This window comes from Paenarthrobacter sp. A20, from assembly GCF_024168825.1.
Classification (GTDB): Bacteria; Actinomycetota; Actinomycetes; order Actinomycetales; family Micrococcaceae; genus Arthrobacter.
Genome location: NZ_JALJWH010000001.1, coordinates 2335351 through 2356407, shown reverse-complemented (window position 1 = coordinate 2356407; position 21057 = coordinate 2335351). Strand labels below are relative to the sequence as shown.

Annotated in this window: 20 protein-coding genes; 15 read left to right on the top strand and 5 right to left on the bottom strand. The window is 62.3% G+C overall.

The window, feature by feature from the left end:
* Positions 1 to 84 precede the first annotated feature (84 nt).
* The 7 genes from alr to J3D46_RS11105 all read left to right on the top strand — a co-directional run bounded on the left by alr (position 85) and on the right by J3D46_RS11105 (position 6394).
* The gene (gene alr, locus J3D46_RS11135; RefSeq protein WP_253467158.1) at positions 85 to 1317 is read left to right on the top strand and encodes an alanine racemase; all 1233 of its coding nucleotides are present in this window, start codon (positions 85 to 87) and stop codon (positions 1315 to 1317) included.
* On the top strand, positions 1307 to 2947 hold the full coding sequence (locus J3D46_RS11130; protein ID WP_253467155.1) for a PucR family transcriptional regulator ligand-binding domain-containing protein: 1641 nt from the start codon (positions 1307 to 1309) through the stop codon (positions 2945 to 2947). Before alr ends, J3D46_RS11130 begins: the two co-directional genes overlap by 11 nt.
* A gap of 116 nt (positions 2948 to 3063) precedes the next feature.
* Complete coding sequence (locus J3D46_RS11125; RefSeq protein WP_253467152.1) at positions 3064 to 3354, top strand: hypothetical protein; 291 nt, start codon at positions 3064 to 3066, stop codon at positions 3352 to 3354.
* 70 nt (positions 3355 to 3424) lie between these two features.
* A complete protein-coding gene (locus J3D46_RS11120; protein WP_231341127.1) occupies positions 3425 to 4141 on the top strand; it encodes an ATP-binding cassette domain-containing protein in 717 nt (238 codons plus the stop codon).
* Complete coding sequence (locus J3D46_RS11115) at positions 4142 to 5569, top strand: hypothetical protein (protein WP_253467149.1); 1428 nt, start codon at positions 4142 to 4144, stop codon at positions 5567 to 5569. It abuts the gene before it with no gap.
* Positions 5553 to 5870 (top strand): hypothetical protein, encoded by a 318-nt coding sequence (locus J3D46_RS11110; RefSeq protein WP_231341125.1) that lies wholly within the window; start codon positions 5553 to 5555, stop codon positions 5868 to 5870. Before J3D46_RS11115 ends, J3D46_RS11110 begins: the two co-directional genes overlap by 17 nt.
* Positions 5867 to 6394: a hypothetical protein gene (locus J3D46_RS11105; RefSeq protein ID WP_231341124.1), complete on the top strand. Its 528-nt coding sequence runs from the start codon at positions 5867 to 5869 to the stop codon at positions 6392 to 6394. The genes J3D46_RS11110 and J3D46_RS11105 overlap by 4 nt, the downstream gene beginning before the upstream one ends.
* On the opposite strand, the gene J3D46_RS11100 is transcribed toward J3D46_RS11105, so the two are convergent.
* Positions 6391 to 7257 carry a carbon-nitrogen hydrolase family protein gene (locus J3D46_RS11100; protein WP_253467146.1) on the bottom strand — a complete coding sequence of 289 codons (867 nt, stop codon included), beginning with the start codon at positions 7255 to 7257 and terminating at the stop codon, positions 6391 to 6393. The genes J3D46_RS11105 and J3D46_RS11100 overlap by 4 nt on opposite strands.
* Positions 7258 to 7576: 319 nt before the next feature.
* Between J3D46_RS11100 and J3D46_RS11095 the strand changes: the two genes are divergently transcribed.
* From J3D46_RS11095 to J3D46_RS11070, 6 genes are all read left to right on the top strand, one after another.
* The gene (locus J3D46_RS11095; protein WP_231341122.1) at positions 7577 to 8767 is read left to right on the top strand and encodes an ROK family transcriptional regulator; all 1191 of its coding nucleotides are present in this window, start codon (positions 7577 to 7579) and stop codon (positions 8765 to 8767) included.
* 129 nt (positions 8768 to 8896) lie between these two features.
* Positions 8897 to 10453: a multiple monosaccharide ABC transporter ATP-binding protein gene (mmsA, locus tag J3D46_RS11090; RefSeq protein ID WP_253467143.1), complete on the top strand. Its 1557-nt coding sequence runs from the start codon at positions 8897 to 8899 to the stop codon at positions 10451 to 10453.
* 44 nt (positions 10454 to 10497) lie between these two features.
* Positions 10498 to 11766, top strand: coding sequence for a multiple monosaccharide ABC transporter permease (gene mmsB / locus J3D46_RS11085; protein ID WP_231341120.1), 1269 nt, complete (start codon positions 10498 to 10500; stop codon positions 11764 to 11766).
* 54 nt (positions 11767 to 11820) lie between these two features.
* Positions 11821 to 12918, top strand: coding sequence for a sugar-binding protein (locus J3D46_RS11080; protein WP_231341119.1), 1098 nt, complete (start codon positions 11821 to 11823; stop codon positions 12916 to 12918).
* Positions 12919 to 13118: 200 nt separating this feature from the next.
* On the top strand, positions 13119 to 14573 hold the full coding sequence (locus J3D46_RS11075) for an ABC transporter permease (protein ID WP_253467140.1): 1455 nt from the start codon (positions 13119 to 13121) through the stop codon (positions 14571 to 14573).
* A gap of 2 nt (positions 14574 to 14575) precedes the next feature.
* Positions 14576 to 15268, top strand: coding sequence for an ABC transporter ATP-binding protein (locus tag J3D46_RS11070; RefSeq protein ID WP_231341117.1), 693 nt, complete (start codon positions 14576 to 14578; stop codon positions 15266 to 15268).
* On the opposite strand, the gene J3D46_RS11065 is transcribed toward J3D46_RS11070, so the two are convergent.
* Genes J3D46_RS11065 through J3D46_RS11055 form a run of 3 tightly spaced genes read right to left on the bottom strand, consistent with a single transcriptional unit; the run spans position 15246 to position 18251 of the window.
* The gene (locus J3D46_RS11065) at positions 15246 to 16427 is read right to left on the bottom strand and encodes an ABC transporter permease (protein ID WP_253467138.1); all 1182 of its coding nucleotides are present in this window, start codon (positions 16425 to 16427) and stop codon (positions 15246 to 15248) included. The genes J3D46_RS11070 and J3D46_RS11065 overlap by 23 nt on opposite strands.
* On the bottom strand, positions 16424 to 17149 hold the full coding sequence (locus J3D46_RS11060) for an ABC transporter ATP-binding protein (protein WP_253467136.1): 726 nt from the start codon (positions 17147 to 17149) through the stop codon (positions 16424 to 16426). The genes J3D46_RS11065 and J3D46_RS11060 overlap by 4 nt, the downstream gene beginning before the upstream one ends.
* 4 nt (positions 17150 to 17153) lie before the next feature.
* Positions 17154 to 18251: an efflux RND transporter periplasmic adaptor subunit gene (locus J3D46_RS11055; RefSeq protein WP_253467133.1), complete on the bottom strand. Its 1098-nt coding sequence runs from the start codon at positions 18249 to 18251 to the stop codon at positions 17154 to 17156.
* Between the two features lie 202 nt (positions 18252 to 18453).
* Between J3D46_RS11055 and J3D46_RS11050 the strand changes: the two genes are divergently transcribed.
* Complete coding sequence (locus J3D46_RS11050; RefSeq protein WP_253467131.1) at positions 18454 to 19392, top strand: hypothetical protein; 939 nt, start codon at positions 18454 to 18456, stop codon at positions 19390 to 19392.
* A 28-nt stretch (positions 19393 to 19420) separates the two neighbouring features.
* Positions 19421 to 20491 (top strand): Gfo/Idh/MocA family protein, encoded by a 1071-nt coding sequence (locus J3D46_RS11045; protein WP_231341112.1) that lies wholly within the window; start codon positions 19421 to 19423, stop codon positions 20489 to 20491.
* Between the two features lie 15 nt (positions 20492 to 20506).
* Here J3D46_RS11045 and J3D46_RS11040 read toward each other — a convergent pair whose 3' ends face one another.
* Complete coding sequence (locus J3D46_RS11040; RefSeq protein WP_231341111.1) at positions 20507 to 20947, bottom strand: DoxX family protein; 441 nt, start codon at positions 20945 to 20947, stop codon at positions 20507 to 20509.
* Positions 20948 to 21057 lie beyond the last annotated feature (110 nt).

Here is a 21057-nt window from a genome sequence, read left to right as displayed (position 1 = left end):
CAAAGTAGTTTCGATTTCCCCTCCACAAGACTGGCATGTGAGCCACCTCTCACCGCGGTGCAAAATGACCTATAGTGTTCAACCATGAGACGTAATGCACACTATCAAGCGGCTGCCCCGGCAGCCCTTTCCGGACAGGTCACCGTGGACCTGTCCGCGATTTCAGACAATGTCATAGCCCTTAAGAAGCGCACCGAAGCCCCGTATTTCATGGCCGTGGTGAAGGGAAACGCGTACGGCCACGGACTGGTGGAAGTGGCGCAAACCGCTGTGGATGCAGGGGCTGACTGGCTGGGAACCGCCCAGCTCACCGAAGCCATCACGCTGCGGCAGGCCGGGATCACAGTGCCCATCCTTTCGTGGCTGTATCTGGCATCCCAGACAAGCGCCACCATTCTGGAAGCACTCGAAAACGACGTCGACGTGTCCCTCGGGAGCGTAGGTCAACTGGAGGTGCTGGAAGGTATCGCAGGACGCCTAGGCCGTCCCGCCGTCGTGCATCTGGAACTGGACAGCGGCCTGAGCCGCGGCGGCGCGCGCAAAGAAGATTGGGCCGAACTCGTAGCCCGGGCGCGCCAAGCCGAACTGGACGGAACCCTTCGCGTTCGAGGCCTCTGGACCCACCTGGCCTGGGCCGACGTCCCCGCACATCCAGGAAACGCCACCGCCGTGGCCGAGTTCGAGGACGCCGTCCGTGAGGCACACGAAGCGGGGCTTAGCCCCGAACTCCGGCACGTTTCCAGCTCGGCGAACATCCTGGACCGGCCGGAATTCCACTTCGACATGGTCCGCGCAGGGCTCGCCATTTATGGCCTCGCTCCCGCTGATCACCTGGACCCTGCGGACTTCGGACTGCGCCCCGCGCTCAGCGTGACGGCGCCGCTGGTCATGGTCAAGAAAGTTCCGGCCGGCACCGGCGTGAGCTACGAACACCAGGCCATCACCTACGAACCTCGGTTCCTCGGCCTCATCCCGCTCGGCTATGCGGACGGCATCCCCAAGGGCATCAGCGGCCGCTCCGTGGTGAACGTTGGAGGACGCAGCGTGCCCGTGATCGGCAAGGTGTGCATGGATCAGTTCATGGTGGATCTGGGACCGGATGCTGCAGGAATCGACGTCGGCGATACCGCCGTGTTGTTCGGCGACCCGTCTACAGGGGCGGCGAGCGCGGATGACTGGGGTGCCGCAATAGGCAGTCACGGGGACGAGATCATCAACAGGATCGCGCCCCGACTCCCCCGGGCGTACGCAACTACTGCTTACCGGTGCCCCGACTACCAGGAGCCGGCCGCCGCCGGGCAGGGCAATGTCGCCTGAGCCCGCCACCGCCCGCCTGAGCTTCGTCACGCTCGAACAGTTCCTGGAGCAGCTGCCGCCGGAGTTGAAACTACTTCACGACGGCGGCAGCGGCGCCTCGCTGCTCCGGTGGGTGGAGCCCAGTGAGCTTGAGGACCCCACGCCATACCTGCCGGAGGGTGAGTTCCTCCTGACCGCCGGGCTGCCTTTCCTTGGGAAAGGTGGCTCGGCGGCGAAGGTGGATGCCTACGTCCAGCGGCTGGTGGATGCGAAGGTGGCGGCGCTGGGCTTCGGGATCAGGCCCTATTTCGACGCCGTTCCCGACGCTTTGGTGGATGCCTGCCGCCGGCACAACCTCACCTTGTTCGAAGTTCCGGAATCACTGCCGTTCGCGGCGATCGGGCTGGAATTCTCCCAACTCCTGGAATCGGACAACGCGAGGGTCTTCCGGCAACTGGCCGACACCAACCGACAGCTCATGCGGGCGGTCCTCTCCCCCAGGCCCGAGCACGAACTGCTCGCGGCCCTGGTTCAACGGGTGCCTGTGTGGGCTGTCCTTGTTGGCGCGGACGGGCGGGTCCGGGCGCGCGGGCACAACACCGGCGGGCAGGGAGCCTCCGGGCACCATGCCGGCGGCAGCACCGGCGTCGAGCATTCTTTGTTGGCGCCGATGCTGGAGCGGCTGTTGTCCGGCAGCGGTCCGCGGGTGGAGATGGACGGTTTTGACCAGCCGGGATCGGCATTGGTGTTCGGTCATCCTCTGCGCAGCACCAAGGACGCGAACTTGGGTGCACTGATCCTCGGCTCGGATACGCCACTGACGCCGGCCCAGAACAACGTGGTGCAGTCGGCTGTGGGGTTGCTGGAGCTGCTGGTGCGGCAGCGGACCAGCGGTTCGCTTGCTCCGAGCCAGTTGGCTACGGCGGTTCTGCTGCATCCGGATTCGATAACCTCCGGCGGGACCAAGCATGTCAACGGGCTGAAGGACCTGGTGGCGCAGAGTCTCTCCTCCACCCGCTCGGCACAGATGCGAGTGGTTCAAGGCGTCAGGGTGGACGGTGCTGCCGACGACGGGCCCGTCCGCGAGCTGCTGCAGTGGCGGAGGCTGTTCGACACCAAGCTCGTAGAGATCACCGAGTACGGCTTCGCTGCGATCACACGGCTGAAGGTGGATGACTCCCTGCTGGCCGATGTTGAGAAACTCGGGTGGCGCCTGGTGATCGGCGAACCCGCGGAACTCACCGGTCTTACGGCCGCCTACCAGCGAGCTAGTTCGCTTCGGAGTCGAGTTGTTACCACCGGCAAGAGCGCCCGCGTGGATGAGGTGACGTGGTCCGTTGCCGGACTTTTGGGGCGCGAGGCGGGAACCCTGCTGGCCGAGCGGCTCCTGGCGCCCGTGCTCGCGTTGGAAGCTGATCGGCGGGACCCGCTGTTGAGCGTGCTGCGGGGATGGCTCAGCGAAAACGGCAGTTGGGACGGTTCCGCCAAGCTGCTGGGATTGCACAGAAACAGTGTGCGGCGGCAGATCGGCGTGCTCGGCGAACTGCTGGACATGGACCTCAACCAGGCGCAGGTGCGTGCTGAGTTGTGGTTCGCGTTGCAGTACGTGGACGAGCTGGTGGACTCCACGGATCTGGCGGGCACCACCTAGATGACACCGAATTCTTCTGTGCAAGCGGTTTTCACCACTCATTTTCGGCGCTATTGGCACCTATTTTGGCTGTCGGGCGGCTAGGGGGCTGCTCAAGGTGTCTAGCCTCCTCGTGGGTGCCGAATCTCATCGGCGCCGTACAGATCATCATTTCCGAGGGGGGAAATATGCTCGCTACAACAGCAGTACAGGCCACCAGCACCGTGGCCGCAATCAGGAGCAAAATCGACCATATGGTCATTCGTTACGACGGTTGGTTCCTCGTCCTGCTCGCTGTTCTTATGGTCCTCGCATTCGCGATTCTGGGCGCCATGGCCATCTGGTGCCTGACGTCCGGCCGTGGACGGTTCGTCGGCAACTGGAGTTGGAGCCAGTGGGGCGTTTCCGTCTGGGTGGAGTGCGTCTAGTCGTCAGATAACCGCGGTGGTGGCATCGTCGTGCGATGCCACCACAGCCAGATCATGGAGCCAAAGCCCAATGCCCCTTACTGTCGACCACATCGATTATGCGTACAACTTTCAGAAGCAAGTCCTGCATGACGTCTCACTCAGCATTTCCGGAAACAGAATCATGGGTCTTATCGGTCCCAACGGATCAGGCAAGTCAACCCTCATAAAGGTGATTTTGGGCCTACTGCAAATGCAGGGTGGCAGCGTCCACATCAACGGGCACAGGAATTCCAGTCGCAGTGCGAAAATGTCTGCAATGTACCTCTCGAGCAATGATTACCTGCCCGAGTTCCTAACCGGTGAAGAATACCTTCGATTCATGCATGGTCTCTACACTGAACCGCTCGATCTGAATGTCCTTGGTCATCACTTTGACCGCTATTCAATGAGTGGTCGCCACCGTGACCTCATTGAGGACTACTCCCATGGAATGCGCAAGAAACTCCAGCTCATTGCCGCATTCATGCTGGAACGTCGTCTCACTGTTATCGATGAGACACTCAATGGAGTGGACATCGAATCAGTAAAGATCTTCGAAAAAGACGTCCGGAATCTCGCAAGCGATGGGCGCTCGGTACTCTTGTGCAGCCATGACTTCAACGTTCTTGAGAATGTGGCCGATGACGTTACCGTCCTCATCCAAGGCGCCCTGGTCTTCCAAGGGGACCTGGGTTCAGTCAACAAGGACTATGGCAACCTCTCGGTCCTTGCTTCTGAGTACATCCAGTCAATGGAAGTCGAGTAGATGCGGCTCGAAAGCATTGTCCTGTTGTTTCGACTATTTTGGACATTCATTCTCCGGCAGGTTCTGGGACGTGGACTCCTGGCCTCGAGAGCAATGCGAATCGCTGGCGCCTTTATTGTGCTGCTCGGATTTGCGGGATTCAATGTTCTCAGCTACACGGTGATGCGGCAGTATCTCGGTGGAACTGATTTATTCGAACCCGTCCTCGCAATCGCCAACGTTTCGGTGGGTTTTTGGGTCCTCATTGCGTACACGCTGATACGGGTCCTCTTCTTGAAGGCGGATGAACTTCTAAAGTTGTCCTTTCACCTTCCTGCCACCAACAAGGAACGAACGCTTGCCTTCGCTTTGTTCGAGGCATCGGTGGTGGCAGTGATGACGGTTTTCGTTTTCGGCGCATTCTCGATATCAACGGTGCTTCTTGAGGGCCCGGATTTCATTACGAAGATTGCGGTGTCCATTTGGCTTCCGGTAGCGACTGTTTATCTTCTCCTCAGCCTGGCCTACTATCTCTTGGAACGCAGCCTCCTCATCATGCGGCTGGCACGGCTCCGAGGACTACTGGTACCGATTGTCCTGGCGATAGGCCTCTCAGTTCTGTTCCCCTATACGAATGAGCAGACGGCGGTGATTGCCGAGAGCTTCGTCGAGGGGCGTGACTACAGTTCGCCGCTGCTGGTGTACTCCACACTTGAAAAGAACTTCGGATTGTGGCTCGCGGTGGTGAGCTTTGCCGCAGCCTCCATGGCCGTTATTGCCGGCATCGTGGCCGCTGCTCCCGGAGCGTACGTCCCCCTCCGTCGCTTCATCATCTTGCTTCCTTCCGAGATTGCAACGTGGAGGCTGGGGGCCTGCACGCTGGTGCTGTTCCGCAGCTTCGAAACACTAGTTTCCGTCATCTTCGTCTTAGCGTTTTCGCTGTTTGCATGGCTGCAACACATTGTCATTCCACCCTATGTTTTGGCTCTCATTACATTTCAGGGTGTGTACGCCTATGTAAATTCTGAACCATTGCGGCGCATGTCAGTGCTGCACGTCAGCGCGTGGAGGAACTACGCGAGCATCCTCGGCTCGCAGATAATCCTCTGGGTTACGGTCGCGATTCCGGTTACCGCGGCCAGCCTTGCTCAAGGCATTGAGCTCTCTGCGTGTTTGCCCGTAGCAGGATTCTGCCTCAGCAATATTCTTATCTCCACCCTCATAGGTATTGCGTTTCCACCGGAAAAGGGGAACCCATTCACTGTTCTGGTCGGTGCGGTGCTGGCCATTATCGTCATCTTGACGATCACGCTCGGCCTCAACGTATTCAATCTCGAACCGGCGATAAGCGCAGTAGTTTACTCAGTTCTAAATATCTTGGTTGTGACGTACAGCATCCTCGGCATGCAGAGGATGGAAAGGATTCGACGCCATGAAGTGGCTTCTTAGAGTTATCACGGCATTTTCAGTGTCATTTGTGATCACCATGGCAATGGTGGTGGCAGGATTCATCATGGCCATGTTTTCCACTATGGACGTGGGCGTCAGAAAATTTGGGCTTTTCGGTGCCATCTTCTTCGAGGCCCACGAGCAAGCCAGCGGCGCAACGGCCTTGGAAATTGGGGTCGCCGACGGCACACCCATTGCGATCATCTTCGGCATCTTCTTCGTTTTTTGCGTGGCGGTCACTGTAGTCCTTGAAAAGCTCAAGCTCCGCAAAAAGCAACTGCTGCAGGCACAGCAGCGGTGAATCTCAGCACGGTTCCCATTGACGAGGTCAAAGTCATGGTGGCCGTCAAAAGCCTGGTTTGGGCCGTCCGCGTTCCGGCCGCCGCAGTGGCTGCCGGCTTCACTGCCTGCGCAGTCACCGCGGTGGCGGGGATTCCCGGGATTCTGCAACCGGCCTTTTGGCTGCTGATCCATGCATCCTGCCTGCTGATCGGCTTTGTGATTCACGAGGGCTCCCACGTCCTCGGCCTCAAGCTGACCCCGGGAATTACCCACGTCACCTTTGCGAGCACACTGCTGAGATTCTCAGTCATTCCCATGGGAAGACTCGTGGGTTGGCAGGCAGCACTTATTGCCCTGGCCGGCCCCTTGGCGGCGTGTGTCGCAGGGGTCCCGGTTGCCTTGGCGCTGCCTGACTATGCACTTCACTGGTGGTTCTTCCTTCACGCCATATTCTTGTTGCCACTTTTCGGCGACGGCAGAAGCCTGGTCAAAGGCCTACTAGCATGGCGGCGGCAAGTACACCTGCTTCAGGTTGACCCCTAGCCCTGCCTGTCCTGCCATTGCCCGTACAGTTCCGGCCTGCGCTCACGAAGGTACGGGACTTCCTCACGCGCGGCTTTGACCGCTTCCGCGCCTACCTCGGCGAACAGCAAAGCTGAACCTTCCCCGGCGGCAGCCAGTAGAGAGCCGTCAGGACCGGCCACAACGCTGCCACCCAGGAAGGTGTACACATCCTCGTGTCCGGAGTGGTTGGCGTAGGCCACGTTGAGTTGGCTCTCCAGGGCACGGGCTCGGATGAGTACTTGCGGCACGTTGTCGAACCCGGCGGACAGGGCCGTTGGGACGAGTAGGAGTTCGGCGCCGCGCGTGGCGGCGGCACGCACAGCTTCTGGGAACTCAACGTCGTAGCAGATCAGCATCGACGTACGGAGTCCGTTGAAATCCACGACGGCGGGAGGTTCTTGGGCGGCCACGAACGCCTTGTGCTCTTCCGGCCCAAAGAGATGCACCTTCGCGTAGTTGAGAACCTCTGCGCCTGAGGCGTCCACCAAAGTAGCCGTGATGTGCCAGCCGTTGCCAGCGGCGGCTGGCTGCGCGACGTCGTCGTGCGCTGTCTCTTGCTGGTTGACGGCTGCCTGCCGGCTCACTGCCGGAAGGCTGTAGACCAGGCCGATCTTGTGCCGGCGGGCAATGTCAGCCAGGCGTTCGCGAATGTCCGGGAGAGTGGCAGGGTCCAGTTCGGCGTGCAGCCGCAGAGGGGCATATCCCACGGGGAACAACTCCGGCGTGAGGAGCAACCCGGCCCCTGCGTGGGCGGCGCGCTGCGCGGCGTCGTCGATTGTGCGCAGGTTCGCCTCAACGTCCATCACGGAAGCGTTCGCCTGCAGGACTGAGAGCAGCATCATTACCACCTTGGTTTCGCCTGTTCCCGATGCCCACAGAATGGGCCCGGGAGGTTTCTTCTTCAAGCGTAGGCCTGGCCGGGACGCAAGGAGCGGGGCAATTGGACCCGCACGGCGCCCAGGCGGGACGCAATGCCCGCATGCTGTTGCCAAGAGACCGTTGTGGGGCCCGCTCTGCGCCCTCAATCTCGAAGTTGGCGCGCATAACGGGCCCCACAAGGGGTACATAACGGGTGTTCTTGCGTTGGAGTATGTCGGGGAGTGTTGACTCCTTGTGTTCACTTCTTGACTACAACGTCGCTTGTGGGGCAATCTTCTTGTCATGCCCGCTACGCAGCGCTCAACGAAGAGCCACCCAAGAAAACCCGGCTCGCAGTCCGCGCTGCGCCACCTGAACCAGCAACGCATCATCGAGTGCCTGCTGAGCGGTCCCTCCACGCAAGCAGAGCTGTCGCGCCAGACCGGGCTTTCCACGGCGACGATCTCGAACATCGTGAAGATCATGCAGGACGCCGGCCTGGTTTCCACGGAACCCACCACCAGCTCCGGGCGCCGGGCAACCAACGTGAGGCTGAACAGCAACGGTGCGGTCGCCGTCGGAATCGACTTCGGGCGCCGGCACCTGCGCGTGGTCCTGGCCTCGCTGGGCTATCACGTTATTGCCGAGGATTACATCGAATTGCCGCTGGGCCACCAGGCTGAGGAAGGCATCGCTGCCGCAGTCCGCCTGCTGGAAAGGCTGCTGCAGGAAAACGGCATCGACCGCACTGCCGTGGTGGGGGCGGGCGCGGGCATTCCCGGCCCCATCGACCGCCGCTCCGGCACGGTTGCCCAGGGAGCCATCCTTCCGGAATGGGTGGGCATCGACATCCTCCATCGGCTTGAGGAAGCGCTCAATTGCCCCGTCTTCGTTGACAACGACGCCAACCTGGGCGCGCTGTCCGAAGTAACGTGGGGACCCCACAGCGGGGTCTCCAACCTGATGTTCCTCAAGATCGGCTCGGGCATTGGCGCGGGCCTGATCCTCAACGGATTTCCCTATTACGGCAATGTGGGAATCACCGGCGAAATCGGCCATGCAACCATTCACGAACATGGCCTGGTGTGCCGCTGTGGGAACAGGGGTTGCCTCGAAACGATAGCGTCCACCACCACCATGATCGAACTGCTGGGACGCGGCCAGGAGACCCTGCTGACACCGCAGGATATCGTCCGGAACTGCCTCGCCGGCGACTCCGCGACACAGCGGGTGGTGGACGACGCCGGACTGGCAGTGGGACGCGCTTTGGGCAACGTCTCCAACCTCATCAACCCTGAAGTGATCGTCGTGGGCGGACCTTTGGCGGGCCTCGGGGACCTCCTGCTGGACCCCATCCGGCGCGGCCTGGTCAGGCACGCCGTACCTGTCGTGGGCGAGACAACCCACCTCGCAATGTCGTCCCTCGGGGCGCGCGCAGAGGCACTCGGGGCCGCCGCTTTGGTCTTCCAACACGCGGGTATTACCGGTAGGTAACGAAATCGTTAGCTGGCTCTTGCGTTCAAGTCTTGACGACAAGGGCCGTGATCCAGTTTACTTTTTCATCAGACAGCCTCGCCACTGCGGGGCCGACAACGAAGTCATGCATTGGAGGCGTAAGGGCTGATGACATCCCTCGACACGCAAGGTGATCCCATCCTTTTGGAGATGCGCTCGATCACGAAGGAATTCCCCGGCGTGAAGGCCTTGTCGAACGTGAGCCTGCGTGTGATGGCCGGCGAAATCCACGCAATCTGCGGGGAAAACGGCGCCGGCAAGTCCACGCTCATGAAGGTTCTTTCCGGCGTTTACGGGTACGGAAGCTACACCGGCGACATCGTGTACCAAGCCGAAACCCAGCAGTTCAAGGACATCCGCGCCAGTGAAGCGGCCGGCATCGTGATCATTCACCAGGAACTGGCCCTGATCCCGGAACTGTCCATCATGGAAAACATCTTCCTCGGAAACGAACCCACCAAGTGGGGCGTGATCGACTGGACCGAGGCCCGCAAGCGTTCCCTCGAACTGCTGGCCCGCGTTGGCCTGCGCGAGGATCCCGATACCCCCATCAAGGAAATCGGCGTCGGCAAGCAGCAGCTGGTGGAAATCGCCAAGGCCCTGAACAAGTCCGTTCGCCTGCTGATCCTGGACGAGCCCACCGCAGCGCTGAACGAATCCGATTCCCAGCACCTGTTGGACCTGATCCTGGGCCTCAAAGGCAAGGGCATCACCTCGATCATCATTTCCCACAAGCTCAACGAGATCGAACAGATCGCGGACGAGATCACCATCATCCGTGACGGCAAGTCCATCGAGACCTTGAACGTCAAGCGTGATGGCGTGGACGAGGACCGCATCATCAAGGGCATGGTTGGCCGGACGCTCGAGTCCCGCTTCCCGGACCACGAACCCACGATCGGCGAGGTGTTCTTCGAGGTCAAGGACTGGACCGTGGGACACCCCCAGATCTCGGACCGCCTGATCTGCAAAGGTTCCAACTTCTTTGTGCGCCGCGGCGAAATCGTCGGCTTCGCAGGGCTCATGGGCGCCGGCCGCACGGAGTTGGCCCGCTCCCTCTTTGGCCACTCCTACGGCCGCTTCATCAAGGGCCAGGTGTACAAGGACGGCAAGCCGGTCCACCTCCGCAGCGTCAAGCAGGCCATCGACGCCGGCCTGGGCTACGTCACTGAGGACCGCAAGTCCTTGGGGCTGAACCTGCTGGACGACATCAAGACCACCACGGTTTCCGCGGCACTGAACAAAATCAGCAACTACTCGGTGGTGGATACGCGCAAGGAGTTCACGGTGGCGGAGGAGTACCGGAAGTCACTGCGGACCAAGACCCCGTCGGTTGAGGAAGGCGTGGCCAAACTCTCCGGCGGCAACCAGCAGAAAGTTGTGCTGGCCAAGTGGATGTTCACCGACCCCGACCTCCTGATCCTGGACGAACCCACCCGCGGAATCGACGTAGGTGCCAAGTACGAGATCTACGGAATCATCCAGAGGCTCGCGAACCAGGGCAAGGGAGTGATTGTCATTTCCTCGGAACTCCCTGAGCTCCTGGGCCTGTCCGACCGTATCTACACCATCTTCGAAGGCGCCATCACCGGCGTCCTGGACAAAAACGAAGCAAGCCAGGAAAGCCTCATGAAACTCATGACTTCCGCCCGCAAAACCGCCTGACCGTTGGCCCAGACTCGCCCCATCCTGACACAAGGACCAAAACAATGAACGCGCTCAAGAAGCTATTTGGTGGCAATACCCGCCAGTTTGGCATGATCTTCGCCCTGGTGGCACTTATCGTCTTCTTCCAGATCTTCACCGGGGGCCGCACGTTGACCCCCGGTAACGTGATCAACCTGTTCAACGGCAACTCCTACATCCTGATCCTGGCCATCGGCATGGTCCTGGTGATCATCGCCGGCCACATCGATCTCTCCGTCGGTTCCGTAGCCGCGTTCGTGGGGGTTTCGGTGGCCCTCGCCATGCGGGACTGGGGCCTGCCTTGGTGGGCGGGTGTGCTCTTCGGCCTGCTCCTTGGAGCAGTGATCGGCGCCTGGCAAGGGCTATGGACAGCGTATGTGGGCATACCTGCCTTCATCGTGACGCTGGCCGGCATGCTGTTGTTCCGCGGCTTCAACCAGTTCGTGGGCAAGTCCAACACCATCCCCGTTTCCAAGGAATTCCAGTTCATTGGTTCCGGGTACTTGCCCGAAATCGGCCCGAACACCGGCTTCAACAACCTCACCTTGCTCATTGGCATTGCGGCGGCAGCGTTGGTGGTCATCATGTCCCTGCGTGCCCGTGCAGCCAACAAGGCACTAGGCGCCGATGTTCCCGAGCTCTGGGTTGAGGTCACCAAGCTGGTGCTGATCTGCGGTGCCATCCTCTACGCGACGTACCTGTTCGCTACTGGCCGCCCCGGAACGTCCTTCCCCATCCCCGGCCTGATCCTTGCCGTGCTGGTGCTCATCTACGGTTTCATCGCTGACAAGACGGTCCTCGGCCGCCACGTCTACGCGGTGGGTGGCAACCGCCACGCAGCTGAGCTGTCCGGCGTGCAGTCAAAGAAGGTCAACTTCATGGTCATGATGAACATGTCCATCCTGGCCGGCCTTGCCGGCATGATCTTCGTTGCCCGCTCCACTGCTTCCGGCCCGTTCGACGGCGTCGGTTGGGAATTGGATGCCATTGCGGCCGTCTTCATCGGTGGCGCTGCCGTTACCGGTGGTGTCGGTACCGTGATCGGCTCGATCGTCGGTGGCCTGGTCATGGCCGTCCTCAACAACGGCCTCCAGCTCCTGGGTGTCGGCGCCGACCTCACCCAGATCATCAAGGGCCTGGTGCTCCTGGCTGCAGTCGCTTTCGATGTCTACAACAAGTCCCAGGGCAAGCGGTCCATTACCGGCCTGCTGCTGAAGAGCTTCCAGCGCAATAACGAGATCAAGCCGGACGAAACCACATCCACCAAAGAGGTCATCTCCAAGGAAGCGTGATCCGCTTCCTGACAGACTCGCTCCACCCCACCCACACAGAAAGTGAACCAAGATATGCGAATGTTTGGTAAAGCAGGAAAGGCAGCAGCAGTCGCTGCCATCGCGGCACTGGCGCTGACAGCCTGCGGCCGCACTGACAGCGGCTCAAGCAGCAGCACAGCAGGCGGGGAAGCGTTCCCCAAGGACTCGCTGATCGGCGTCGCACTTCCGCAGAAGACCAGTGAAAACTGGGTCCTCGCGGAGAAGCTGTTCAACGACGGCCTCACCAGCGCCGGCTTCAAGGCGGACGTACAGTTCGCCAACGGCGGCGTATCCGAGCAGCAGAACCAGATCAGCGCCATGGTCACCAAGGGCGCCAAGGTCATCATCGTGGGAGCCATCGACGGCGCCCAGCTGGGTACCCAGCTCCAGCAGGCCAAGGAATCCGGCGCCACGATCATCGCCTACGACCGCCTGCTCCTCAACACCGAGAACGTGGACTACTACGTGGCCTACGACAACTTCAAGGTTGGCGAACTGCAGGGCCAGGCCCTGTTGGACGGCATGAAGGCCAAGAAGGCGACGGGTCCGTACAACATCGAACTCTTCGCCGGCTCCCCGGATGATGCCAATGCGAAGGTCTTCTTCGACGGCGCCATGAGCGTCCTGAAGCCGAAGATCGACGACGGCACCCTCAAGGTTGTTTCGGGCCAGACCTCGTTCGAGCAGGCTGTTACCCAGGGATGGAAGGCAGAAAACGCCCAGCGTCGCGCTGACACGCTGCTCACCGGCAGCTATGGCACCGCTTCCCTGGACGGCGTCCTGTCCCCGAACGACACCTTGGCCCGTGCAGTGCTGACGTCCGTCAGGGCCGCCGGCAAGCCGCTCCCGGTTGTCACCGGCCAGGACTCCGAAGTTGAGTCCGTGAAGTCGATCATGGCAGGCGAGCAGTACTCCACCATCAACAAGGACACCCGCAAGCTCGTTGAGCACGCCATCACCATGGTGAAGGACCTCCAGGCCGGCAAGGAACTGGAAATCAACGACAAGGACTCCTACAACAACGGCGTCAAGACCGTCCCCGCGTACCTCCTCCCGCCACAGATCGTGACGCTGGAGAACGTCAAGACCGCTTACGTTGACGATCCGGTACTCGGCCCGATCACCAAGTAGCACCTCTTCACAGCAAGACAGCAAGCCCCGGTCCGCCAGCAGGCGGGCCGGGGCTTTCGCTTGCCTCAAACGGCAGGCGCGGGTGCTTTCACAGCCCACGCATAGCTTCGGCTGGTGTGCAGCACAGCAGCACTCAGCAGTCTTGGATCTGCGGCCCGCATTCAGCGGGACGAACGAACATGCAGGTCAAGAGGAGAAACGTGAGCGTCCTTGCCCGGAGCGTAGGCAACGCCTTCCGCAACAAAATCAGAACGGCGGCGGTCGTTGTCGTGCTGGCCGTAGCCATCGGTTTGGCCTTGGCCATGCTGGTCGCCAATCAGGCCGTGGGTGCCAAGGTCCAGGAGCTCAACGCTTCCGTGGGCACCACCTTGACGGTGAATCCGGCCGGTGGCCAGGGCTTCGAAGGCGGCGGCGAACCACTCACGACGGCGGAAGCTGAGACTGCGGCTTCGGTCGCCAACGTGACGGCGGTCGTTGGTACCAAGGCAGTGCGCCTCCAGACGGTGACCACCGGAACCACGGATTCAACAACCGGCACCACCCAGCAGGGCCCGGGCGGCGGTTTCGGTCCCGGCGGACAACAGGCGACGGTCACCACGAACCTGACGGCCGCCGTCGACGCCGGTACGCTGGGCAACCGCAACGGCTCCGCCGGAACAACAGGCAGCACCACCCAGCCGGTACGCACGCTTCCGATCACCGCGACGGGTATCGGCGCCGAAGTGGACAGCACGGGCAAGGCCTTGGACATCACCAGCGGCACCGGGCTGGGCGACTACACCGCAGCCGAAGCGAAGGCACTTGTGGGCACCTCGCTTGCGGAGAAGAACAGCCTGACGGTGGGCTCCACCTTCACCATCCAGGACAAGACGTTCACCGTGTCAGGCATCTTCGACGCCGGCACCACGTTCGGCAACAACGCCGTCTACGTCGCCCTGCCGGAAGCGCAGGCACTGGCCGAAACCCCGGATGAGCTCTCCAGCATGATCGTCACGGTCAACAGCATGGAAAACGTGGACAGCACCAAGACCGCTGTCCAGGACGCACTCGGCACGGACAAGGCGGACGTGACCCAGGGCCAGCGCAACCTCGAAACCGCCGTCAGCTCACTGGACAGCGTCAAGAACATCTCGCTGATCGCCTTCATCGCGGCCCTCGCCACCGCCGGCATCATCATCCTGCTCATCATGGTCATGCTGGTCCGCGAGCGCCGCCGCGAAATCGGTGTCCTCAAGGCGATCGGTGCCCGCAACCGCACCATCGGCCTGCAGTTCGTCCTCGAGTCACTGGTTCTTGTAGCTCTTGGAAGCGTGGTGGGTGCGGTGATCGCTTCACTGGCCAGCGGCGGCATTGCGTCCGCGCTCATCAGTTCGAACACAACCACGACGGCGGCCACCACCACCCAGCGCGGCGGGGGTCTCGCAGGGGCCATGCCAAACGGCGCGGTACCTGGCGGTGGCGGCTTGCCCGGCGGCGGCCAAGGTGGTCCGTTCGGTGGCGCCTCCCAGCTGCTCACCTCCGTGACTGCCAGCGTCTCCCCCGGCGTCCTCGCTGCAGGCATCGCAGCGGTGTTCGCGGTTGCCATCATCGGCGCGCTGGTCCCGGCATTGCTGACCGCCCGCATCCGTCCCATCGAAGTACTCCGAGGAGAATAGCCGTGATCGTAGTCAAGGACCTGGTCCGTCAGTTCAAGTCCGGTGACCGGACCATCAAGCCCGTCAACGGTGTGAGCTTCGAACTCGAAAAGGGTTCGCTGGCATCCATTGTCGGCAAGAGCGGCAGCGGCAAGAGCACGCTGTTGTCCCTCCTGGGTGCGCTGGACAAGCCCACCTCAGGTGACGTCGTCGTGGATGGCGTCAGCTTGGCCGGGCTCCCGGACGGCAAGTTGACCGAGTACCGGCGCCGGGACATCGGCTTCGTGTTCCAGCAGTTCAACCTGATCCCCAACCTCAGTGCCGTAGACAACGTCATGCTGCCCATGGAATTCGCGGGCGTCCGCAAGGCGGCCAGGCTGCAGCGTGCCAAGGAGTTGCTGGAGCAAGTGCAATTGGATCCTGAGAAGCACTCACGCCGGACCAACCGGCTTTCCGGCGGCGAGCAGCAGCGTGTGGCGATTGCCCGGGCGCTGGCCAACGAGCCCAAGCTGATCCTGGCCGATGAGCCCACCGGCAACCTGGACGAACAGACCGGTGAGCACATCATCGAACTGCTGAGCTCGCTGAGCCGCGACCACAACACCACCATCCTGGTGGTCACCCATGACCGGAGCCTGGCGAAAAAGACTGAACGGTGCTTCCGCCTGCAGCAGGGCCGGCTCACCGAGGAGGTCAGAACCGAATTGCGTCGATGACCTTGACGCGCACCGCCACGAGCGCAGGGATGGCTCCGGCGAGTGCGCCGACAAGGACAGCCGCGCCGAATCCAAGGAGAGCGGCGTCGATGGGGAACGCGGGGTACTCAGTGAGCCCCGGCGCTACCTTCGACTCGATCCACGGGTGTTTCACCACCGCAACCGCCAGCATGACGCCAGCCACGCCGGCCACTGCGGTGGCCACCACGGATTCCATCATGACGCCAACAAAGATCCGGCCCGACGTTGCCCCGAAGCTGCGGCGGATGCCGATCTCCCGGACCCTGTAGCGCACGGTGACCATGGAAATGTTCAGCATCCCCACGGCGCCGAGCAGCAGGACCAATCCGGCTACTCCGCCCACCACCAACTGCACGGGAGCCAAAGGATCGCCCCAGGCTGCGTAGTCCATGCGGTCGGCTTGGGCGTAGTAGCCGGGGAACTGGCCTTGGAGGTCCGCGGTGATCGCTGCTTTGAGCGCGTCGGCCTGCTCCTCGCCCACCCACATCTTGAACTGGGACATCTGCGGTTCCATCCCCGTCATGGCCGCACCCTCGCTGAGGATGAACGCGGACGGCGGCGTATCGGGGTACGTATCAGGGACGACGCCGATAATCACCGCCGTAGCTGGCCGGTCACCGGGGATGCTCATTGTGGGATGGGTGGTGAGGTTTGGCCTGCCGGCTTGGTTGTAGAAGGACTCGGACACCACGACGGCGGGTGCAAGCCTTTGACCGTCGTCAGCGGCGAACCAGCTTCCCTGTTGGAGCGGAACTCGGTGGATAATGCCGTAGCCGATGTCCACGATGGTCATGCTCACGGCGGTCACGCCGCGGGGAAACTGAAAACCAGCTTGCGTCTGACCGACGTGGGTGGAGGTGGTGATGCCGTAGCGCTGCTGGATCCCTTGGTACGCCTTCTCGAGTTTCCCCGGGTCCGGCATGGTTGGTCCGTTGACGCTCAACGACAACGTTGCCACCCGGCCGCCGTTTCGTTCGGACTGCACCTTGTAGCCCTCGCGGGCCAGATTCCCGACGCCCACCACGGATGTCAGTGCCGCCACGGACAACGCCACGCCCATGAGTGCCAGGAGGATCCGGACTTTGTTGATGCGAAGTTCCTGCCACGCCTCGACCAGCGTGGAAACGAAGCCGGTCATGCGCTGACTCCTGCTGCTGCGGGCACCAGCAGTGGACTGAGTACGCCGGAGTCCAGCCGATAGCAGGCGCGGGCCAGTGCGGCCACGTTGGTGTCGTGGGTGATGGTCACCAGGGCGGCCGCAGTCTCCGTGGCGACGGTGTCCAGCAGTGCCATGACGGACTGGCCGGTCTCGACGTCGAGTGCTCCGGTCGGTTCGTCGGCCAGGATAAGCCGGGGCTTCCGGACCAAGGCGCGGGCTATGGCCACGCGCTGCTGTTCGCCACCGGAGAGCATGTTGGGCATGGTGTTGGCCCGGGCGGCGAGGCCCACCCGGTCCAGCATGTCCATGGCGATATTGCGGCGACTCCAGAACTCCTTGCCCTTGGCGTAAAACAGCGGAGTGATCACGTTGTCCAAGGCGCTGCGACCTGGCAGGAGATTGAACTGCTGGAAAACGAAGCCCACGGTGGAACCGCGGAGCCGGGCCCGGGCGTTGTTGCCCAGCCGGTCAGCGGACTGGCCCAGGAACTCAAGCTCTCCCGATGTCGGGATGTCCAGCAGGCCCAGCAAGTTGAGGAGCGTTGATTTGCCGCAGCCGGAGCGTCCCACGATTGCCGTGTGATCGCCACTGTGCACCTCGAGGTCGATGCCCCGGAGAATGTGCAGGTGCTGATCGTCCGGCAGGATGACGGATCGGGTGACTGACCGCAGGCTGACAAGTGTTTCCTTGGGTTCCGTCATGCCTTTAGCCCGCCGGAGCGTAGGCGACCTGGCCCGGCCCCATCATGGGGTTCGGGGCAGCCGGAGCACCGGGCACGAATTCAAGGACCTGCTCGCCTTCGGCCAGACCGGAGGTCACTTCCACTACGGAGCCATCATTGAGCCCCAGCTGCACTGTGCGCTGCTCGGGAGCGGCACCAGTCCCTCCGGGGCCTGCAATCCACACGATGCCGTCCTTGACGCTGCCCTTCACCGAGGTCAGCGGAACAGTCACGACGTCAGGGGCGACTCCGGCGCTGACTGTCATGGTGGCTCCCAGACCGGCGAAAACCTGCTGGTCGGAAGGGATTGCGCAGCTCAGTGTTCCCGTGGGGGTGCCGCCTTCTTCCGGCTGGCTTCCGCCTCCTCCGGGACCCACCATCGCTGCGCCCACACCCATCCCCGCACCACCACCAGTGGCGGCCAACCCGCCCGAGGTGGTGCCGCCGTCGTCGGACGCATTGTTCTTGAGCGTCACTTCGGTGCACTGGAAGGGCGCCGGTCCACCTACCAAAGCGATTTCCGCCGGACCGGGCTTGCCGAGCAGGCGGTACTGCTGGGCTGCGGTGACCGGGCCCGCCACCGTGTACGTTCCGGGGTCGATCTTGCCCACGGACTCGCCAACGGTCACCTGCTGGTCAATGAGCGTTGACAGGGATTGCAGGGTTCCGGCGCTCGGAGCGAGGACATCGAAGTAGTCGTACACCGGCTTGGGTGTGGTGGGTGTGCCGTCCTTGGAGGTAGCCGTGCTGGTGACGGGTCGCTCGGCCTTGACCTGGAAGAGAGCGTCTCCCTTGGCGACACTGGCACCTTGGTCCACGAAGATCTTGATGACCTTGCCAGCGGAAGTGCTCCGGACCGGTTCGGCTGCGTCACTCTGAACGGTGCCCTTGATCTGGACTGTGTTGGTAACCGTGGTCCGTGTCGCCGGGACCACCGGAATATCCACTTGGGCCAGCGGGGCCGGCTCCGCGCCGGACGATTCAAGGCCATCCACAAAGGCGATCTTGACCAATGCCACCGCGATTATCGCGAAAACCAACAACCAGGCAACCGGCAAAATGACGCGCCGAAAAGTACCCATCCCTGCTCCATTTCGGTAACTCCCCACAGAACCTCTGCGAGGGATGATGGCCTAAGCCTAGGCGAGGAAAATCTTCGGTCCGGACATTCGTATGACTTGACAGCTCACGACACAGAAGAGTCGGCCATGATTCTCTGCTGCGCAGGGTTGACGCTGTTCCGGCGCGGGAGCAATCTGTGAGCAGGGGCAGGAGGTGGCGGGCGTGTCCGCACACAAGAAAAAAGGAAAAAAGACTCCGTGGCATCGACGCGGCAAGACATGGATCATCACCGCGGGAGCCATCGCCGCAGCCCTCATCAGCATCATCGCCCTGTGGGACCGGATCATTCCGCCCAATACCGAAGACGTTGCCGACATCGAATCGCTCACCATCCTCAAACAAACCTCGCTTGCGGCGTTCGCCCCGGCGGACTTGGGCAAGGACCTGACACTCAACCCGGCCGCAGCAGCTGCCTTTGAGCCCTATTCAGCGAATCTGGCCGCGTCTACTGGGAGCAAGAAGCCAACTCCCACCACATTTCCGCCAACCACCACGCCTCCCCCAACGACGTCCACGGCCACCACCACCCCCACAATTCCGACTGCTCCTGCGACGACATCCGCCACCCAAGGCACCTCCACAGGCTCACCCACCTTGGCAAACAAGATCACCTCCCGTCCGCCCGAGGAGTATCGATCCGCAGTTAAGGAACAGAAAGTGCTGGAAGGCTACGTTCCCGGAGCCCTCATAGCCATTCCCGCTCTCCTCCCGCCGGTGACGGTCAACGAGGCGGGCGAACTGCTCCCGCCGGCCCAGGTGGCAGCTGAACTGGTCAAGGCCTTGGAGGAAGTGCTGGTCATCGATGGCACCCAGGGCAAGGATCCGCTCGGGTGGACTGTCGCCGTGAAGCTGGATCTTGCGGGCCTGGCCCACGTCCCGATGCTCCTGACGTGGTCCTTGGATGGCATTGAAGTCTCCGAAAGCTGGAAGGCTGAGAACCTGGCCTACAGGATCCTGGCCACCACGGACCATGACGCTGGAGTCGCGGAGATTTGGATACCGGACCTCGGAAAGCCCGGCGCTTACAACGTCAATGTCAGGCTGACCTTCGAATCGACGGGAACCACTGCGGACCTGGAGCAGCTGCAACTTCCCCATTAGCGATAGCCAAAATGAGAGGATGTCAGTCATGACCCTCCCTATCGCCAAGCCGTGGCTTTTCTCGCAAACCAACCAGGATCCCCGAGCGGCTACGGGCCGGCGTTTAAGGTGGGGCGTCGTATCCACCGGCAACATCGCCAACAGCGTTTCGCAGGACCTGGCCTTGCTGGAAGACGCTGAGCCCTACGCTGTGAGTTCCCGGACCCAGGCTGCCGCGGACGCGTTCGCCGCCGCGCTTGGTTTCGCCAAGGGATACGGGGACGACGGCGATGTGCCCGGCTACCAGCGGCTGTTCGACGATCCCGTAGTGGACGTGGTCTATGTGGCCACTCCCCATGCCCAGCACTTCCAGATTGCATCGGCGGCCCTGCGTGCCGGCAAGCACGTACTGTGCGAGAAGGCGCTCACCATCAATGCCCGCGAAGCTACCGAGCTGGTGAAACTGGCCAGGGAAAACAACGTCTTCTTCATGGAGGCCGTATGGAGCCGTTTCCTTCCGAGCATGCAGCGGGCCTTCGCGATCGCCGCGTCCGGGGAGCTAGGCGAGATTCAGTGGGTCAGCGCGGATCTTGGCTTCCCCGCGCCCTACGATCCCTCTGCCCGTATCTGGGCCTTGAACGACGGCGGCGGCGCACTCCTGGACCTCACCGTCTACCCGTTGCTGTGGCCTTTGGGCACACTGGGATTCCCCCAGTCGGTGACGGCGATCGGCACGCTGAACGAGGACGGCGTGGACACGCAGAACGCACTGACGCTGGGGTACGCCAACGGTGCCCAGGCGCAGCTGACCTCTTCCCTCATGGCGCACGGGCCACGGACCGCCACCGTTGCTGGCGGACTCGGCTTCCTGCAGACAGTAGGTTCCGTGAACAATCCGCGCGAACTGATGATCCGGGTTGGTTGGGACGAGCCGCGCCACGAGCGCTTCGACGTGGTGGGCATCGGCTACACCTACGAGCTCCGTGAGGTGACGCGCTGCGTGCAGCAAGGGCTCACCGAAAGCCCGGTCATGCCGCTGGAGGACTCCGTGAATGTCATGCGCTTGTTCGACGGCGTGCGGTCACAACTGGGCATCCGGTATCCGAACGACGCACGGTGAGTTAACTCAGCCGCGTTAACGCCCTTGGCGGGCCGGTTGCCGTGCGAGCTTGCGGTCAAGGGACAGCGCCCCCGGTCCGAGGAACACGAACGCCACGGAGATGGCTGCGTAGACAATCAGGAGTTCTGCCGTAACGCCCGCCTTGTCCGTCAGCAGGGGCTTGCCCGCTTCCGTCACGAACCAGATGCCCGCGAACATGATCGCCGCGAGGAACCCGGCCACCCGGGTCAAGGCACCGAGAACCAGCAGCAAGCCAAGCCCCAACTCACCGGCGATCACCAACCACGCCACGATCTCGGGCTTCTGCACGCCCATTGCCGCGACGGACGCCGCGAACGCGGGGTGACCGGCCATGAGCTTCTGGATGCCGTGAACCATGATGAGCGCGCCGAACACCACGCGCAGGATGGTGACGCCACGGGCGGAGGACTTGGGAGAGGGGTGAAGGAATTTCACCCGTCCCAATCTTCCATGCCGGGCGTCCCCAGCCAAACGGCGGCGCCAGCCAACCGGACGGCGCCAGCCAACCGGACGGCGCCAGCCAACCGGACGGCGCCAGCCAAACG

Coding starts and splice junctions, on each gene's coding strand:
- alr (WP_253467158.1), top strand. CDS start 85: ATGAGACGTAATGCACACTATCAAGCGGCTGCCCCGGCAGCCCTTTCC.
- J3D46_RS11130 (WP_253467155.1), top strand. CDS start 1,307: ATGTCGCCTGAGCCCGCCACCGCCCGCCTGAGCTTCGTCACGCTCGAA.
- J3D46_RS11120 (WP_231341127.1), top strand. CDS start 3,425: ATGCCCCTTACTGTCGACCACATCGATTATGCGTACAACTTTCAGAAG.
- J3D46_RS11115 (WP_253467149.1), top strand. CDS start 4,142: ATGCGGCTCGAAAGCATTGTCCTGTTGTTTCGACTATTTTGGACATTC.
- J3D46_RS11110 (WP_231341125.1), top strand. CDS start 5,553: ATGAAGTGGCTTCTTAGAGTTATCACGGCATTTTCAGTGTCATTTGTG.
- J3D46_RS11100 (WP_253467146.1), bottom strand. CDS start 7,257: ATGATGCTGCTCTCAGTCCTGCAGGCGAACGCTTCCGTGATGGACGTT.
- J3D46_RS11095 (WP_231341122.1), top strand. CDS start 7,577: ATGCCCGCTACGCAGCGCTCAACGAAGAGCCACCCAAGAAAACCCGGC.
- mmsA (WP_253467143.1), top strand. CDS start 8,897: ATGACATCCCTCGACACGCAAGGTGATCCCATCCTTTTGGAGATGCGC.
- mmsB (WP_231341120.1), top strand. CDS start 10,498: ATGAACGCGCTCAAGAAGCTATTTGGTGGCAATACCCGCCAGTTTGGC.
- J3D46_RS11080 (WP_231341119.1), top strand. CDS start 11,821: ATGCGAATGTTTGGTAAAGCAGGAAAGGCAGCAGCAGTCGCTGCCATC.
- J3D46_RS11065 (WP_253467138.1), bottom strand. CDS start 16,427: ATGACCGGCTTCGTTTCCACGCTGGTCGAGGCGTGGCAGGAACTTCGC.
- J3D46_RS11060 (WP_253467136.1), bottom strand. CDS start 17,149: ATGACGGAACCCAAGGAAACACTTGTCAGCCTGCGGTCAGTCACCCGA.
- J3D46_RS11055 (WP_253467133.1), bottom strand. CDS start 18,251: ATGGGTACTTTTCGGCGCGTCATTTTGCCGGTTGCCTGGTTGTTGGTT.
- J3D46_RS11045 (WP_231341112.1), top strand. CDS start 19,421: ATGACCCTCCCTATCGCCAAGCCGTGGCTTTTCTCGCAAACCAACCAG.